This window comes from Pueribacillus theae, assembly GCF_003097615.1.
Taxonomy (GTDB): Bacteria; Bacillota; Bacilli; order Bacillales; family UBA6769; genus Pueribacillus; species Pueribacillus theae.
In genome coordinates this window covers 1-15,289 of record NZ_QCZG01000060.1, presented here as the reverse complement: position 1 = coordinate 15,289, position 15,289 = coordinate 1, and the positions used below count along the sequence as shown (strand labels likewise).

Annotated in this window: 14 protein-coding genes, 1 tRNA gene and 2 pseudogenes; 13 read left to right on the top strand and 4 right to left on the bottom strand. The window is 40.2% G+C overall.

Going from position 1 to position 15,289, the window contains the following annotated elements; translation table 11 throughout:
• The first annotated feature begins 200 nt into the window (after positions 1–200).
• From DCC39_RS17545 to tsaD, 6 genes are all read left to right on the top strand, one after another.
• Positions 201–277: transfer RNA gene (locus DCC39_RS17545), tRNA-Met, on the top strand.
• Between the two features lie 97 nt (positions 278–374).
• Positions 375–1,370, top strand: a complete 996-nt coding sequence (gene thiL / locus DCC39_RS17540) for a thiamine-phosphate kinase (protein WP_116556192.1) — start codon at positions 375–377, stop codon at positions 1,368–1,370.
• A gap of 9 nt (positions 1,371–1,379) precedes the next feature.
• Positions 1,380–1,838 carry a tRNA (adenosine(37)-N6)-threonylcarbamoyltransferase complex ATPase subunit type 1 TsaE gene (gene tsaE / locus DCC39_RS17535; RefSeq protein ID WP_116556191.1) on the top strand — a complete coding sequence of 153 codons (459 nt, stop codon included), beginning with the start codon at positions 1,380–1,382 and terminating at the stop codon, positions 1,836–1,838.
• Positions 1,835–2,554: a tRNA (adenosine(37)-N6)-threonylcarbamoyltransferase complex dimerization subunit type 1 TsaB gene (gene tsaB, locus DCC39_RS17530; RefSeq protein WP_116556189.1), complete on the top strand. Its 720-nt coding sequence runs from the start codon at positions 1,835–1,837 to the stop codon at positions 2,552–2,554. Before tsaE ends, tsaB begins: the two co-directional genes overlap by 4 nt.
• Complete coding sequence (gene rimI / locus DCC39_RS17525) at positions 2,541–3,014, top strand: ribosomal protein S18-alanine N-acetyltransferase (protein WP_240613689.1); 474 nt, start codon at positions 2,541–2,543, stop codon at positions 3,012–3,014. The genes tsaB and rimI overlap by 14 nt, the downstream gene beginning before the upstream one ends.
• Positions 2,995–4,011 carry a tRNA (adenosine(37)-N6)-threonylcarbamoyltransferase complex transferase subunit TsaD gene (gene tsaD / locus DCC39_RS17520; RefSeq protein WP_116556188.1) on the top strand — a complete coding sequence of 339 codons (1,017 nt, stop codon included), beginning with the start codon at positions 2,995–2,997 and terminating at the stop codon, positions 4,009–4,011. The genes rimI and tsaD overlap by 20 nt, the downstream gene beginning before the upstream one ends.
• Before the next feature lie 311 nt (positions 4,012–4,322).
• Here tsaD and DCC39_RS17515 read toward each other — a convergent pair whose 3' ends face one another.
• Together DCC39_RS17515 and DCC39_RS19965 are read right to left on the bottom strand one after the other, a co-directional pair.
• Positions 4,323–6,242: an ABC-F family ATP-binding cassette domain-containing protein gene (locus tag DCC39_RS17515; RefSeq protein ID WP_116556187.1), complete on the bottom strand. Its 1,920-nt coding sequence runs from the start codon at positions 6,240–6,242 to the stop codon at positions 4,323–4,325.
• A 39-nt stretch (positions 6,243–6,281) separates the two neighbouring features.
• Positions 6,282–6,518: pseudogene (locus DCC39_RS19965) on the bottom strand (IS1634 family transposase); the annotation flags it as partial.
• Between the two features lie 261 nt (positions 6,519–6,779).
• Here DCC39_RS19965 and DCC39_RS17505 point away from each other — a divergent pair.
• The 3 genes from DCC39_RS17505 (at position 6,780) to DCC39_RS17495 (ending at position 9,361) form a co-directional block, all read left to right on the top strand.
• Positions 6,780–6,962, top strand: coding sequence for a twin-arginine translocase TatA/TatE family subunit (locus DCC39_RS17505; protein WP_116556185.1), 183 nt, complete (start codon positions 6,780–6,782; stop codon positions 6,960–6,962).
• 28 nt (positions 6,963–6,990) lie between these two features.
• Complete coding sequence (gene tatC / locus DCC39_RS17500; protein ID WP_116556184.1) at positions 6,991–7,761, top strand: twin-arginine translocase subunit TatC; 771 nt, start codon at positions 6,991–6,993, stop codon at positions 7,759–7,761.
• A 166-nt stretch (positions 7,762–7,927) separates the two neighbouring features.
• The gene (locus DCC39_RS17495; RefSeq protein ID WP_338066573.1) at positions 7,928–9,361 is read left to right on the top strand and encodes an MDR family MFS transporter; all 1,434 of its coding nucleotides are present in this window, start codon (positions 7,928–7,930) and stop codon (positions 9,359–9,361) included.
• Here DCC39_RS17495 and DCC39_RS17490 read toward each other — a convergent pair.
• Positions 9,353–10,060: a CPBP family intramembrane glutamic endopeptidase gene (locus DCC39_RS17490; protein ID WP_116556182.1), complete on the bottom strand. Its 708-nt coding sequence runs from the start codon at positions 10,058–10,060 to the stop codon at positions 9,353–9,355. The genes DCC39_RS17495 and DCC39_RS17490 overlap by 9 nt on opposite strands.
• A 231-nt stretch (positions 10,061–10,291) precedes the next feature.
• On the opposite strand from DCC39_RS17490, the gene groES reads away from it, so the two are divergent.
• Positions 10,292–10,576 (top strand): co-chaperone GroES, encoded by a 285-nt coding sequence (gene groES, locus DCC39_RS17485; protein WP_116556181.1) that lies wholly within the window; start codon positions 10,292–10,294, stop codon positions 10,574–10,576.
• A 47-nt stretch (positions 10,577–10,623) separates the two neighbouring features.
• Positions 10,624–12,255 (top strand): chaperonin GroEL, encoded by a 1,632-nt coding sequence (gene groL, locus DCC39_RS17480; protein WP_116556180.1) that lies wholly within the window; start codon positions 10,624–10,626, stop codon positions 12,253–12,255.
• A 185-nt stretch (positions 12,256–12,440) separates the two neighbouring features.
• Here the strand turns inward: groL and DCC39_RS19920 are convergent, their stop codons facing one another.
• Positions 12,441–12,719, bottom strand: a complete 279-nt coding sequence (locus DCC39_RS19920; protein ID WP_116556179.1) for a site-specific integrase — start codon at positions 12,717–12,719, stop codon at positions 12,441–12,443.
• A 179-nt stretch (positions 12,720–12,898) separates the two neighbouring features.
• On the opposite strand from DCC39_RS19920, the gene DCC39_RS17470 reads away from it, so the two are divergent.
• Together DCC39_RS17470 and DCC39_RS19960 are read left to right on the top strand one after the other, a co-directional pair.
• The gene (locus DCC39_RS17470) at positions 12,899–14,347 is read left to right on the top strand and encodes a serine hydrolase domain-containing protein (RefSeq protein WP_116556178.1); all 1,449 of its coding nucleotides are present in this window, start codon (positions 12,899–12,901) and stop codon (positions 14,345–14,347) included.
• 212 nt (positions 14,348–14,559) lie between these two features.
• A pseudogene (locus DCC39_RS19960) lies at positions 14,560–15,253 on the top strand (transposase).
• Positions 15,254–15,289 lie beyond the last annotated feature (36 nt).

The following is a 15,289-nucleotide window of genomic DNA, read 5'->3' as shown; positions in this document are numbered from 1 at the left end:
TAGGTCTCGTGTGGAAGCGTGGCGACACGTGGAGCTGAGAGATACTAATCGGTCGAACACTTAACCATAAAAAAGAAAAACAATGGATGTCGTTTCTGGTTTTGAGGGAATATGCTTTACAGTTGACTTTTTTCTCTAAAAAGTTTATCCTTGTATAGGACAGTCAACGAGCAGGTTCAAATTTAGTATTTTTTTATTATCGCGGGGTGGAGCAGTCTGGTAGCTCGTCGGGCTCATAACCCGAAGGTCGTAGGTTCAAATCCTTCCCCCGCAACCAAATTTAATTATGGCATGGACGAAATTAACTAAAAAAAACATGAACTCCTTAGGATTATTTCCTAAGGTTTTTTTATATGAAAAAGGATGCGATTCGTTTGAAAGATGAATTTGCTTTTATCCAGTCGTTACTTCCTAAAAAACAATATCATCGCTCGCTAATTAAAGGTATTGGTGATGATGCTGCATTGTTTCATCATGGTGATGAATATGATACGGTTGTTTGTGTTGATACACTCGTTGAAAATATCCATTTCAAACGATGCACAATGTTGCCGGCTCATATTGGCTATAAAGCGCTCGCTGTAAATTTAAGTGATATCGCGGCAATGGGAGGCATTCCTAATTATTACCTTGTTTCCATTGCAGTTCCAAAGAAAGGTTGGAAAGATTGTGAAGTCAAAGAAATTTATGATGGAATGAATGAACTTGCTGAAAGGTTTAAAGTTGATTTAATTGGTGGAGATACTGTATCGTCGAATCAAGAGCTGGTTATTACAGTTACAGCAATTGGAACAGTAGCAAAAGGACGCCGGCTATTTAGACAGAATTCAAAGAGTGGCGATGTTGTTTTTGTTACAGATTTTCTTGGAGCATCAGCAGCTGGCCTTTCGCTATTGCTTGAACATGGGATGAATTATCCGTATGCTAAAGAGCAGAGAGAGTTAATTGAACAACACCAAAAGCCGAACCCGCAAATTAAAGCTGGTCTCCTTTTGGTTAATATGGGTGTTAGGGCAGCGTTAAATGATATAAGCGATGGGATCGCAAGTGAAGCAAATGAATTAGCTGAAGCCAGCGGCAAAACAATCGTTCTTGACTATGGCAAAATCCCGAAACACCCAGCTTTAGGCAGCTTTTCAAATAAAGAAATTGAAGACTTTGTCCTCTATGGTGGTGAAGACTTTCAATTAATTGGAACGGCCAATAAAAAAAATTGGGATCAAATTCAGAGCGCCTTTCATGAAGCAAACATTAAAATAACCGAAATTGGGTATGTAAAGAACGGGGAACCAAAAGTGTATTTATTAAAAAATCATTCTCCATTCATTCTTGATAAGCGAGGTTACAACCATTTTAGAAAAAACGAGTAGGTGTGGGAAGTGAATCATTTTTTGTTAAAAACGTCTTCTCCCGAAGAGACGGAACAACTAGGTGAAAAAATGGCCGGCTATTTAAATCCGGGTGATGTTCTTACGCTCGAAGGAGATTTGGGAGCAGGCAAAACGACATTTACAAAAGGGTTGGCGAAAGGCCTTGGAATTAAAAGAGTTGTCAACAGCCCAACCTTTACGATAATTAAAGAGTATGATGGCAGAATGCCGCTTTATCATATGGACGTATATAGACTTGAAGAAAGTGATGAAGATTTAGGATTTGATGAATATTTTGCAGGCGAAGGGGTAACCGTTGTAGAATGGGCTTCTTTTATACAAGACATGCTTCCCGAGAATTATTTGTCAATAAGAATTACGTTGCTTAATGATCAGAAACGGAGCTTTGAATTAATTCCTCATGGAAAGCGGTATGTCCAACTGTGCGAGGAGCTTGTTCGAAAATGATTGGATTAGCAATTGATACATCGACAAATGTGATGGGGGTTGCCCTAGCGGATGGACAAAAAGTTATCGCAGAGTTGATAACGAATGAAAAGAAAAATCACTCTGTCCGACTTATGCCTGCTATTGAACATTTGCTTCAAGAAGTTGATTTAACAGTAAAAGATGTAAATACGATCATTGTCTCAAAAGGGCCAGGTTCCTATACAGGTGTTCGAATTGGTGTGACCGTAGCAAAAACGCTTGCATGGACGTTAAACATACCAATCGTTGGTGTATCCAGCCTTGAAATGCTTGCTTTAAATGGTCGTTATTTTGATGGGTATGTTTCCCCTCTCATTGACGCAAGGAGGGGCCAAATTTATACAAGTTTGCACCAATTTAAAGAAGGCAACCCTGAGACTGTTGAAAAAGAGTGTATTATTCAGTCAGAAACATGGGGGAAAAAGTTGAAAAGCCTCGAGAAACCCACCCTATTTTTAGGCAATGATGTAGGCAAACATAAGGAACAACTGCAAGGGGCTTTAAATGAAAATGCAGTCTTTGGGAAACTGGCTGAACAGAATCCAAGGCCGGGAGAACTAGCTGTTCTTGGAATGCTGAGGAAGCCAGAAGAAAATGTGCATCTTTTTACTCCGGACTATGTTCAAATGGCTGAAGCAGAAAAAAAATGGCTGGACGCTCGAAAAGATGGGAATGAAAGCAATGAGCGTGATTGAAATTGCAGAATTTCGCAATATGACCGTTGATGATGTAGACATTGTGGCATCCATTGACAAACAGTCTTTCCCGAAACCTTGGAGCAAGGAAACGTTTATAAATGAACTTACACAAAATCGGTATGCAACGTATCTCCTGCTTCTTGTCAATGAAAAAATTGTCGGGTATTGCGGATTGTGGGTCATCGTCGATGAAGCACATATTACTAACATCGCGGTTCTTCCAGAATACCGCGGCAAAAAACTGGGGGAAGAACTGCTAAAAAAAACAATACAAATCGCAAAAGAGCAAGGCGCGGCTTCAATGACGCTAGAAGTTCGAGTCTCAAACAAAATTGCACAAAATTTGTATGCGAAATTTGGTTTTCAAATTGGAGGCGTTCGAAAGAATTATTATACGAATAATGGAGAAGACGCTTTCGTTATGTGGGTGAAATTTAATGAAAAACAATCCGAATGATGAAGTCATACTGGCGATTGAAACGAGCTGTGACGAAACAGCGGTAGCCATCGTGAAAAATGGAAGAGAAATTTTGGCAAATGTCGTCGCATCCCAAATTGAAAGCCATAAACGGTTTGGCGGTGTGGTTCCTGAAATTGCATCAAGACATCATGTAGAACAAATTACCATCGTTCTCGAAGAAGCGTTGCACCAAGGGGGCGTCACATGGAAAGAAATTGACGCTGTGGCAGTCACGGAAGGGCCCGGCCTTGTCGGTGCTTTGCTAATCGGTGTCAATGCCGCAAAAGCCCTCTCGTTGGCAAACGGCATTCCGCTCGTCAATGTGCATCATATTGCTGGCCATATTTACGCGAATCGGCTTGTAAAAGAAATGCAATTTCCGCTAATCGCCCTCGTTGTCTCGGGAGGCCATACGGAACTAATTTATATGAAGGAACATGGGGTTTATGAAGTGATTGGGGAAACGCGGGATGACGCGGCAGGGGAAGCATATGATAAAGTCGCAAGGACGCTTGGGCTGCCTTATCCGGGAGGCCCGCAAATTGATCGGCTTGCTCAAATTGGAAAGCCGGAAATTCCACTTCCAAGAGCCTGGCTTGAACCTGACAGCTATGATTTCAGTTTTAGCGGATTGAAATCAGCAGTTATTAACAAATTGCACAATTCGAAGCAGCGTGGGGAACATGTTGCAAAGGAAGATCTTGCCGCAAGTTTCCAAGCAAGCGTGATTGAAGTGCTTGTTGAAAAAACAGCGAGGGCTGCTGGAGCCTATGATGCAAAACAATTATTAGTCGCTGGCGGCGTTGCGGCAAATAAAGGGTTAAGGCAAGCGCTCGAAGAAAAATTTGGCGATTCCAACATTGAACTCGTCATTCCGCCCCTTTCGTTATGCACAGACAACGCAGCCATGATCGCGGCAGCAGGAAGTATTGAATATCAAAAAGGAAAAAGAGCGGACATGACGTTAAATGGGACGCCAGGATTGCCATTGTAGGAAGAAGAGAAGATGTAACGTATTTGTTTTTAACGTAAGTTTGATGATTGAGAGGCAAATGAAATTGAACCAGTATGACTGTGTTAATCAGCTTTTTCATCCAATATCATGAGCTAGATAAAAATTGTGAATGCTGTGGGTAACTGTCCCGAACCTTGATACATAAGGTGAAGTTACTCACAGCATTTTTGTGCATAACATCATGTTCATTTTATCATTTACTGGATAAGTTAACAGAAAAGCTAAATAATCAACATTTTCTTGTGGATAAAATTGTGGATAATGTGTATAAGTCTGAAAATTTCCATAGATTAGATTTGCAGGTTTTCCCATTCTTCAAGCAAAGATTCCAGTTTATCCTGGTTTTTAGCGATGGATTCATTGATTTCGGCTGCCTTTTGATAGTCTTCAAAAATGTCTTGTTTGTTTAGTTGCTCTTCAGCAAATTTAATTTCCTTTTCCAGTTCATCGATCAATGCTTCGATTTCTTGAATGCGGCGCTGTCGTTTTCTCTCTAAGCTTTGCATTTTCTTCATATCTTCTCTGTTTCTTGCGCTTTTTTGCTCATTTTCCGCTGCTTTTTCTGTTTCTTTTAATCTTTCGATCTCGATTTGTTCATTCTTTTTTTCGATATAATAATCGTAGTCTCCAAGATATTCGCTTGCGCCAGTGGAAGATAATTCAATGACTTTCGTTGCGAGCCGATTGATGAAATAGCGGTCATGAGAAACGAATAATATGGTTCCGGGATAATTAATGAGTGCATTTTCAAGTATTTCTTTACTATCCAAATCAAGATGGTTCGTCGGCTCGTCCAAAATGAGAAAATTGGCTTTTTGCAGCATGAGCTTAGCAAGCGCCAACCGGGCTTTCTCCCCGCCGCTTAACTCAACAACGCTTTTAAAGACATCTTCACCGCTGAACAAAAAACAGCCAAGCACGCTGCGGATGTCTTTTTCGAGCATGTTCGGGTATTCGTCCCATAATTCGTTAATGACGGTCTTTTTGGAAGTGAGGTTCGCTTGTTCTTGGTCGTAGTAGCCAACAGATACGTTTGTTCCAAGCTCAATCGAGCCGTTATACGGTATTTTATTTATAATTGCTTTCAGCAAGGTTGATTTCCCGATGCCGTTCGGGCCAACAATTGCCACGCTTTCTTGCTTTGTGATGTGCATGTTGACATCTGTAAAGATGTTTTCCCCTTCTGTATAGGACACAGATAAGTGATTGATAGCGAGTACGTTATTGCCGCTTTCTTTTTTAATATTGAAAGAAAAATTTGCTGATTTTTCGTCTCCAAGCGGTTTTTCAAGTCGGACCATTTTCTCCAACTGTTTTTGGCGGCTTTGTGCCCGCTTTGTGGTTGATGCCCGTGCAATATTTTTTTGAATAAAGTCTTCAGCTTTGGCAATGTCTGCTTGCTGTTTTTCATACTCTTTTAATTCAATGGCTTGGCGATTTTCTTTTTCAACTAAGTATTTGCTGTAGTTTCCAATGTATTTCGTTGTCTGGGTGCGTGAGAGCTCATAGATAACGGACACAATTTTATCAAGGAAGTAACGATCATGAGAAACAATCAAGATCGCCCCAGTGTAGCTATATAAATATTGCTCAAGCCAAGAGATGGTTTCAATATCAAGATGGTTTGTCGGTTCGTCCAGAATGAGCAATTCAGGTTTTTTCAATAAAAGTTTGGCGAGGGCAAGCCTTGTTTTTTGACCGCCGCTTAATGCAGAGATCACGGTATTTTTATAATCAAATTCGCTAAACTGCAAGCCATGGAGAACGGAGCGGATATCAGCTTCATAGCGGTAGCCGCCTTTTTCCTCAAATTCGATCTGCAGCTGATCGTAGTCGTTTAATAGCTTTGAATAGGCGGCTTGGTTCTCTATTAGGCTCGGATCAGCCATTTTTAACTCCAAGTTTCGAATCATCTTTTCCATTTCTTTTATATCGGAAAAGACGTCAATCATCTCCTGCCAAATCGTTCGATTTGACTCAAGCCCGCAATGCTGGGAAAGGTATCCAATTTCAATGTCTTTCGGGATGATAATTTCCCCCGAATCAACCGATAAGTCACCGGTAATCATTTTTAACAGCGTGGATTTCCCAACGCCATTTCTTCCAACTAATGCCACTTTTTCGTTTGATTTTACTTCCAATTTTATATTCGTTAAAATAGGTTCAGCCCCAAATGATTTTGAAGCGCCATTTACTTGTAGTACAATCATCGTTTCACCTCATATCTACCTTTAGTGTAACGCATTTATACGTNTTGGATTGTAAGCCGCCATAATTTTTGCGTTTTCAGTTTTCTCTTCTTCCGTTCGTTTCTTTGCATAATTTTTAGCCCATTCTAATGGATCCTGGTCAGGATATTTTTGTTGAATCTCATCCCGATTCCCCAAGGCCTCTACCACTTTGGTCGTTCGTTTTCCATTTTTATAAATATCTTTAATCAAAAAATAAGACTCAGAATTCTTGGACCGGCTAATTTTTATTCGCATAACGGGTATCCTTCCAAAGTGATAATCATACTTATTATACCATGTTACGAAATGTTACGCAATAATAAATGTTAAAAATTGACAAAAAAATAAAGCCGTATCAAGGCTTCTTCGTATTTTTTTGATTATCAACTGTCAAACTCCCGAATCGCCATTCGCTTACATGTTCGTGAGATTGGCACATTCTAAACTAGCGATTTTTGAGCTGTTCTGTTATTCTTTTCATATAGGTTAATCGAATTATACGGGAGGTGCCCATGTATGGGACTTGGAGCGGGAAGTATTGCTTTAATTGCAATTGTTGCCCTTATTATATTTGGACCAAAAAAGTTGCCTGAGTTTGGGAAAGCTGCCGGAAACACGCTTCGTGAATTTAAAAATGCAACGAAGGGTTTGGCTGATGATGACGATCAAATGGATGATAAAAAGAAGGACAAGCAATAAATTGTCAAACGCGTAACGGAAGGTTAGGATGGTTTTCATGGAACAAGGAGAGAAGCAATTAACCGTCATTGATCATATTGAGGAATTAAGAAAACGGATCATTATTGTTCTTGTTTTCTTTCTTTTTGCGTTTATTTGCGGTCTATTTCTAGCCCGCCCACTTGTCTTGTTTCTACAATCAGCTCCTGAAGCACAAAATATACCAATGAATGCTTTCAAGTTAACTGATCCATTTAAGGTATATTTACAGTTTGCTTTTATTGCAGCGATGGTTCTAACATCTCCATTGGCCCTTTATCAATTATGGGCATTTATTAGCCCCGGGCTTTATGAGCAGGAACGGAAAATAACTCTTGCATATATCCCCGTCAGCGTCGTTTTGTTTCTCGGAGGCTTGGCCTTTGCCTATTTCCTTTTATTTCCTTTTGTTATCGGTTTCGTTGGAAAATTATCCGATATGCTGAACATTAACGAAATGTATGGGATTAATGAGTATTTCTCATTTTTATTGCAATTGACACTGCCGTTTGGATTTTTATTTCAATTTCCAATCATTATTATGTTTTTGACAAGGCTTGGCATAATAACACCAATGTTTTTAGTTAAAATTAGAAAATATGCTTACTTTGTTTTGCTCGTAATCGCAGGCTTAATCACACCGCCTGAAATCGTCTCACATCTTATGGTTACCGTTCCGCTTTTACTTTTGTATGAACTAAGCATCATTATTGCGAGGGTTGCTTATAAAAAAGCATTAAAAGCGCAAATGGCGCAAGCAAATGAGCAAAACATCGAGTGATTTTCATGAGAGACAAAAGCCTTATTAATGCAAACATCAGAATATCTTAAAAGCCATTTTCATACAGATTTCCCTTCAGGAATCTAATGATGGAAATGGCTTTTTTATGCTTTTAGGCGCGAAGGTGAGCAAATATTCAAAAATCATGATATAGTTATAACAAACATTGCATCGAGGAGCGAAGCCTATGAAAAGGATGTCTACAAAATGGCTGGTTGTTGTAACTGTGCTGCTTGGTACCTTTACGGTGATTTTAAACAATAGCTCTTTAAATCCGGCAATTCCTTACTTTATGGAGCTCTTTCACGCCGACGCTGTTTCTGTCAGCTGGATTATTACGATTTTTATGATTGCCATGGGGATGACGATGCCGCTAACAGGCTATTTGGGGGAAAGGTTTGGAAAGAAACGCGTCTATCTATTGGGCTTGGCGATGTTTATTCTTGTTTCCTTATGTGGTTCTTTTTCGTGGAATTTGTCATCTGTCATTTTTTTTCGAGGCTTGCAGGGTGTTGCAGGGGGGCTTATGATGCCTCTTTCGATGGCGCTTATTTTTGAAGTTTTCGGGAAAAATGAACGCGGAATGGCAACAGGTGTATGGGGAATTGCCGTCATGATGGCGCCGACCATCGGCCCAACGATTGGTGGCACTGTGATTGAATTTGGCAGCTGGCATTGGCTTTTTCTTATGAATATCCCGACAGGTATTCTTGGTTTATTGCTAGGCATTCGTTTCTTGAAATCAACGAAAAGGGATCCTACGCTTCGTTTCGACCGGTTCGGTTTTGTGACTGTTACGATTGGAATTGGCGCTTTGCTATTGGCTTTAGGACGGATTTCAAATTTGCAGGATTTAACTTCGCCTGTTAATTTATCGCTTCTAATCCTAGGTTTAAGCCTGATCGTAATTTTTGTCCGTTATGAATTAAAAGTAGAAAAACCGCTGCTTAACTTAAAAATATTTAAAGTTCCTACATACAGTATCAGCATTATCGTATCAAGCGTTCAGGCCATGGGGTTGTTTGCAGGAATGTTCATGATTCCATTGCTTATTCAAAGTGTCTATGGCTACAGCACCATTGTAACCGGGCTAGTTTTCCTGCCATCCGCATTATTCACCGGCATTTTTATGACGATTGCCGGGAGGATGCTTGATCGGAACGGCCCGAAAGGAATTGTAACGACAGGGCTGATCATTACTGGAGCGACAACGATTCTGCTCAGCATGCTCAAGCTTGATTCGCCTTTGGCGATTATTTTTATTTTGATGATGATGAGGGGTATGGGGCTCGGGTTATCCAATATGCCGGCAACGACAGCCGGACTGAATGCCATTCCGGATCGTCTCGTTTCGCAAGGTTCTGCTGTCAATAATGTGATGAGAAGGGTGAGTTCTTCCCTAGCCATCGTCCTTATTTCCGTTTATTTCGAAGTAAGGAGAACGCAACTGTTCGCAACAGGCCAGTCAATGGAGGCCGGCAATCTTCAAGCGATAAATGAAGGTTTTCTCGTCTTCGGTATTTTAACAATCCTTACCATTCCAGCAGGGCTCATGCTTAGAAAGCCGAAAGCTACTTCGGTAACAACGTCATCAACATAAAAAAATATGCTGGAGATTTTTTTGCAGTTCTTCCAACTTATCAGAAAAAAGCATGACCACCGCAGCAAACGTGTTCATCGCAACATGGGTAGCAATCGGAACGATGAGACGTTTTGTCTTGACATATAGGAAAGCGAACGTCGCCCCCATGGATGTATAAATTAACAAATGTTCAAGTTCGCCGTGGACAATTCCGAAAATAAAAGAGCTGATTAAAACAGAAATCAAAAAATTAAACCGTGTATACAAACTCCCAAAAATCACTTGTCGGAAAACAATTTCTTCAAGGATTGGCCCGATGATTGTAAACACAAGAAAGAAAACAGGAAAAGACTTCGCAACCTCTACAAGCTGGGTCGTATTCTCTGAATTCGGGTCAACTTTTAAAAGATTTACTTCAATTGCACTCGCAGCGGCTTGAACGAAAAAAGAAAGAAAAACGCCAAAAAAAATCCAGCCGATGGCAACGAGAGGCGCTGATTTTTCAGAAGTTGGAAAGGGATATTCTTTTATTCGATTGGATAAGATGAGGATAGGAATTAATGCAGCCGCAAAGCTGAGTAAACTCCAAATAACAAAACCTTCTACAGATGCTACCTTATTAGTTATTCCAATCGCATAAAGCAAAGGCAATCCAGCCAAGCCGGAAAGCTGCATTAAAATATAAATGATTAAAATCCACCAATATTGCTTTCGCATGCATTCTTCTCCTCTCATTTCATTGTGCCCCTGCCATTGTATCATAACGCAATGGCTCATTTACAGCTTGCTTTATTATGCGAATTCTCTTTTGCAATTTTTATTTAAAAAAAGTGAGAGATACACTTGCAAAATAATGGATTATCTTTTAATATAATAAGTGGTTATTAGCACTCGGTTCCATTGAGTGCTAATAAAAAATGTGAACATATTTTAAGGAGGTTGTTTCACGTGTTAAAGCCTTTAGGAGATCGCATTTTGATTGAAACAGTTGAATCGGAAGAAAAAACTGCAAGCGGCATTGTATTGCCTGATTCCGCCAAAGAAAAACCGCAAGAAGGCCGCGTTGTTGCCGTTGGGAACGGTCGCGTAACTGACAATGGCGAACGTATTGCACTTGAAGTTGCAGAAGGCGATAAAATTATTTTCTCTAAATACGCTGGTACAGAAGTAAAATACGATGGTAAAGAGTACTTGATCCTTCGTGAAAGCGACGTACTTGCAATCATTAACTAAAAAATTACAAAGGAAACTACATAAAAACTTGAGGAGGGTGTATTACAATGGCAAAAGATATGAAATTCGGTGAAGAAGCCCGTCGTTCAATGCTTGATGGTGTTAATGCGCTTGCAGATGCTGTAAAAGTTACATTAGGTCCGAAAGGACGCAACGTCGTTCTTGAAAAGAAATTTGGTTCACCACTCATTACAAATGATGGTGTGACAATCGCAAAAGAAATCGAACTTGAAGATGCATTCGAAAACATGGGTGCAAAACTTGTCGCTGAAGTTGCAAGCAAAACAAATGATGTCGCTGGTGACGGTACGACAACTGCAACCGTCCTTGCTCAAGCGATGATTCGCGAAGGCTTGAAAAACGTCACATCCGGCGCAAATCCAATGGTGATTCGCAGAGGAATCGAAATCGCTACTCAAAGAGCAGTAGAAGAACTTAAAAAGATTTCCAAGCCAATTGAAGGCAAAGAATCAATTGCACAAGTAGCTGCAATCTCTTCGTCTGACGATAACATTGGCGAATTAATTGCTGAAGCAATGGAGCGTGTTGGCAACGACGGCGTTATTACAATTGAAGAATCAAAAGGCTTCGAAACAGAGCTTGAAGTTGTCGAAGGTATGCAATTCGACCGTGGATATGCTTCCCCGTACATGGTAACAGACTCTGACAAAATGGAAGCAGTTCTCGAAGATCCATATATCTTGATTACTGACAAAAAGATTTCAAACATCCAAGAAGTCCTTCCAGTTCTTGAGCAAGTTGTCCAACAAGGAAAACCATTGCTTCTCATCGCTGAAGACGTTGAAGGTGAAGCACTTGCAACACTCGTTGTGAACAAACTCCGCGGAACATTTAACGCTGTTGCGGTGAAAGCGCCTGGCTTCGGTGATCGCCGCAAAGCAATGCTAGAAGACATTGCAATCCTTACAGGGGGAGAAGTGATCACTGAAGATTTAGGACTTGACCTTAAATCAGCTCAAATCAATCAGCTTGGACGCGCTTCAAAAGTTGTTGTTACAAAAGAAAACACAACCATCGTTGAAGGATCTGGCGATTCAAATCAAATCGCAAGCCGCGTAAACCAAATTAGAGCACAACTTGAAGAAACAACTTCTGAATTCGATAAAGAAAAACTACAAGAACGCCTTGCTAAGCTTGCTGGCGGCGTAGCGGTTATCAAAGTTGGCGCTGCGACTGAAACAGAGCTTAAAGAGCGTAAGCTTCGCATCGAAGACGCATTGAACTCTACTCGTGCGGCTGTCGAAGAAGGAATTGTATCCGGCGGTGGAACAGCGCTCGTCGACGTTCTTAAATCAATCAAAGAAATTAACGCAGAAGGCGACGAAGCAACTGGTGTCAACATCGTTCTTCGTGCACTTGAAGAGCCAGTTCGCCAAATCGCAGACAACGCTGGTCTTGAAGGCTCCGTCGTTGTTGAGCGCCTAAAAGGCGAAGCGCCTGGCATCGGCTTCAACGCAGCAACTGGCGAGTGGGTTAACATGATTGACGCAGGTATCGTTGACCCAACAAAAGTTACTCGTTCCGCACTTCAAAATGCTGCATCCGTATCTGCTATGTTCTTAACAACTGAAGCAGTTATCGCCGACAAGCCAGAAGAAAGCGCTGGCGGCGGAATGCCTGATATGAGCGGAATGGGCGGAATGGGCGGCATGATGTAAGGAAAACTCTAAGCCCTTGATAGACCAAGGGTAGAGCACTTATCATCAAACCGTGGTCATTTTATTGGTCATAAGCGCCGATAAAATCACTCTAAATATAGAGGTCTCTCATTAATTCACTGAATTTTTGAGAGGCCTCTTTTTCTAATCCTCTTGTTAGATGTCCATATGTTCTCTCTACCTGTTCAGTAGTTGTATGACCCAATAGATGGGAGATTACCTTTGTCGGTACATTCCTTATATAACCTTTTGTTTTTTTGAATGAATTGTTCTTGGTCAATTAAAAGCTTTCTCTCGGCACCTGTATTTTTTGTTGAGGTTAATTCATATTTTTGTTTATTGTTGTTAGGATTGTATAAAGTTCTTCTGATATGGACGCTGTTTTCGTTAAAATTAAAATCCTTCCACTTTAATGTGATTGCTTCTCCAATTCGTGCACCTGAATAGGCGAGGAAGTTAAACATTAAGTGATCTAATAATAAAGTTGTTTACTTCTTGTTGAACTAACGCCCCGTTAGTTTAAGTGTAACTCTTCACAATTAATTGATATTATATAGGTAAACAGAAAGATAAATTAGAATTTAGTTTATAGTTATAAAAATAAGTTATTTATACCCTTATAATTCTTCAAAAAGGAGAGTGTATGAAAAAGACTATTGTTTTTGTATTAACGATATTTATATTATTCTCAGGATTCGCAACACAAAGTTATGCGTTGTCAGATTCGAAATCTGTGGCAATACAAGCATTGCTAGATGATGCCTGTCGTACATCAGGTGTGCCTGGAATGTCAATCTCGATACTTGCTGATGGTGAAGTGTTCTACTTTTCTTCTGGGTATGCAGATCTTGAAAAGGGGTTGTCTGCAAGTGAAAATACACTCTATGAGTTGGCCTCGGTGAGTAAAGCTTTTACTGGTATGGGGATTTTGCTATTGGAAGAGCAAGGGCTGCTATCAATGACTGACCCTATCCAAAAATATTTACCTTGGTTTACGTTAAAGTATCAAGGTAAACCTGTTGATATGCAAAGCCTTACACTAAATAACTTTCTTCACCATACCAGCGGCCTAACAAATATTAGACATACTCAAAATATTCCACAAGGTAATACGCCTGATATGTTGCAAAAGACTGTGGAAACGCTGGTAGATGCAGAATTGGCGTTCTCTCCCGGTGAACAATATAACTATGGAACCGTTAATTATGACGTATTGGGTTTGGTTATTGAGATTGTATCACGACAAAGCTATGAAGACTTTATGAAGGAACAGGTATTTCTACCCTTAGGTCTTCACCAGACGTATGTTTATAAAGAAGATGCTCAAGCCACTGGACAGTTAGCACAGGGCTACCGTTCTTCCTTTTTTATAACAACTCCATTTAACGCTCCGGATTATGCTGGGAATAAACCTGCCGGCTATATCATTTCTAATACAAAAGATATGGCGCGTTGGATGGGCATACAGATGGGTATCGTGCAGGACATACCCGAAATATTTCACAGGGTTATCGAAAAATCACATAGGGGTGATATGTCTGTTTCGGCTGTCAATGATATGTATTATGCGGCAGGTTGGTCGGTAAACGCTGAACAAACGTTTATAGAACACACTGGGGGTAATCCAAATTTTAGAACCGAAGTAGTCATACTGCCAAATGAAAGAACAGCCATCTGCTTACTGAGCAACGGCGCAAATACCAATATAAACCTGGTGCTAAAAGTTAAAAATATATTAAACGGCAATCTAACTCAGTCATATGAGATAAGCGGCACACAGCTTTTGGACATCATTTTGTCGTCTACCACAATTATTCTTTGCCTATTGGCCGTTCTGTTATTTCTCTTAGGATTAAGAAAAAGGAAAACGAATGAGCAGCAGCCCATGACAAAAAAGAGAACAATCGTAACAATTGTTTTCCTAATCGCTACGATTGCCCAGTGTATAATGTTTTTTGCCTTCGATTGGTCAACGATACTTATTTGGCAAACATATAGTGTTCTTACAACTTTAATTTCGTCAACATTATTAACAGCAAGCATTACTTGGTTTGTATATACTCACCGATTAGATGCATCGGTCCGAAAATAAGTATAATGTTAAGTAAATAAATCCTAATTTATCGATATTCTTAATTTAAAAAACGAGGCTGGGACAAAACCCCAGTAAATAAAAATTAAGGCGTTGGAGCTTACACTAAGAAGTGTAAACCCCACGCCTTTTTTTGTCGCAATTTTAGTAAACAAAAAGGGCACCCTTTGATAAAATTAAAGTGACCAAACAATAATTTTGGAGGTGCCCTTATGTTTAAACATTATACCATGAACCAAGTAGTTTTGCCGCTAGATTTAGAAATTAAGTTGAAAGAAAACGATATTGCCTTTGCGATCAATGATCTTGTAGAGAGTATTCCGGAAGAGGCTTTCGAGGACTTCATACGACAAACCGGCCGTCCTGCGTACCATCCTCGTATGATGTTGAAAATCATTTTGTGTGGGTATACGCAATCCGTGTTTTCTGGTCGTAAAATTGAAGCTTTATTACAGGATAGTATCCGCATGATGTGGTTGGCTCAAGGACATGAACCCAGCTATCGACTGTTCGGGCTGTCCACTCCGCGATTTGTGCACCAAAGCAAAAGAAGGGAACAACCGAAAAGTTTACATAAATGAAAAGTGGGAGTCCCAAAAAGAATATGTACGTGCGAAGCTTTCAGACGAAAAAACTGGTGAAATTTACGGAAAACGTAAAATTGACGTAGAACCAGCGTTCGGTTTCCTGAAGGCTAATTTGGGTTTCATTCGTTTTTCCGTCAGGGGAAAACAGAAGGTGAAAAATGAATTAGCATTTGCATTGATGGCGGTGAACTTGAGAAAGTACACCGCCACGAACGGTAAAATAGTACCGGAAGATAGAAACAACTCCACAAAAAAGGTTCCAAGCAAACTTTTGATTTGTTTGGAACCTTTTTATTGTGAAAAGAAAACCATACGCTAGGCGTATGGTTCCGGAAAGCTTTCAGCGATGTATCAA

Coding starts and splice junctions, on each gene's coding strand:
- tsaB (WP_116556189.1), top strand. CDS start 1,835: ATGATTGGATTAGCAATTGATACATCGACAAATGTGATGGGGGTTGCC.
- rimI (WP_240613689.1), top strand. CDS start 2,541: ATGAGCGTGATTGAAATTGCAGAATTTCGCAATATGACCGTTGATGAT.
- tsaD (WP_116556188.1), top strand. CDS start 2,995: ATGAAAAACAATCCGAATGATGAAGTCATACTGGCGATTGAAACGAGC.
- DCC39_RS17515 (WP_116556187.1), bottom strand. CDS start 6,242: ATGATTGTACTACAAGTAAATGGCGCTTCAAAATCATTTGGGGCTGAA.
- DCC39_RS17505 (WP_116556185.1), top strand. CDS start 6,780: ATGGGACTTGGAGCGGGAAGTATTGCTTTAATTGCAATTGTTGCCCTT.
- tatC (WP_116556184.1), top strand. CDS start 6,991: ATGGTTTTCATGGAACAAGGAGAGAAGCAATTAACCGTCATTGATCAT.
- DCC39_RS17490 (WP_116556182.1), bottom strand. CDS start 10,060: ATGCGAAAGCAATATTGGTGGATTTTAATCATTTATATTTTAATGCAG.
- groL (WP_116556180.1), top strand. CDS start 10,624: ATGGCAAAAGATATGAAATTCGGTGAAGAAGCCCGTCGTTCAATGCTT.
- DCC39_RS19920 (WP_116556179.1), bottom strand. CDS start 12,719: ATGTTTAACTTCCTCGCCTATTCAGGTGCACGAATTGGAGAAGCAATC.
- DCC39_RS17470 (WP_116556178.1), top strand. CDS start 12,899: ATGAAAAAGACTATTGTTTTTGTATTAACGATATTTATATTATTCTCA.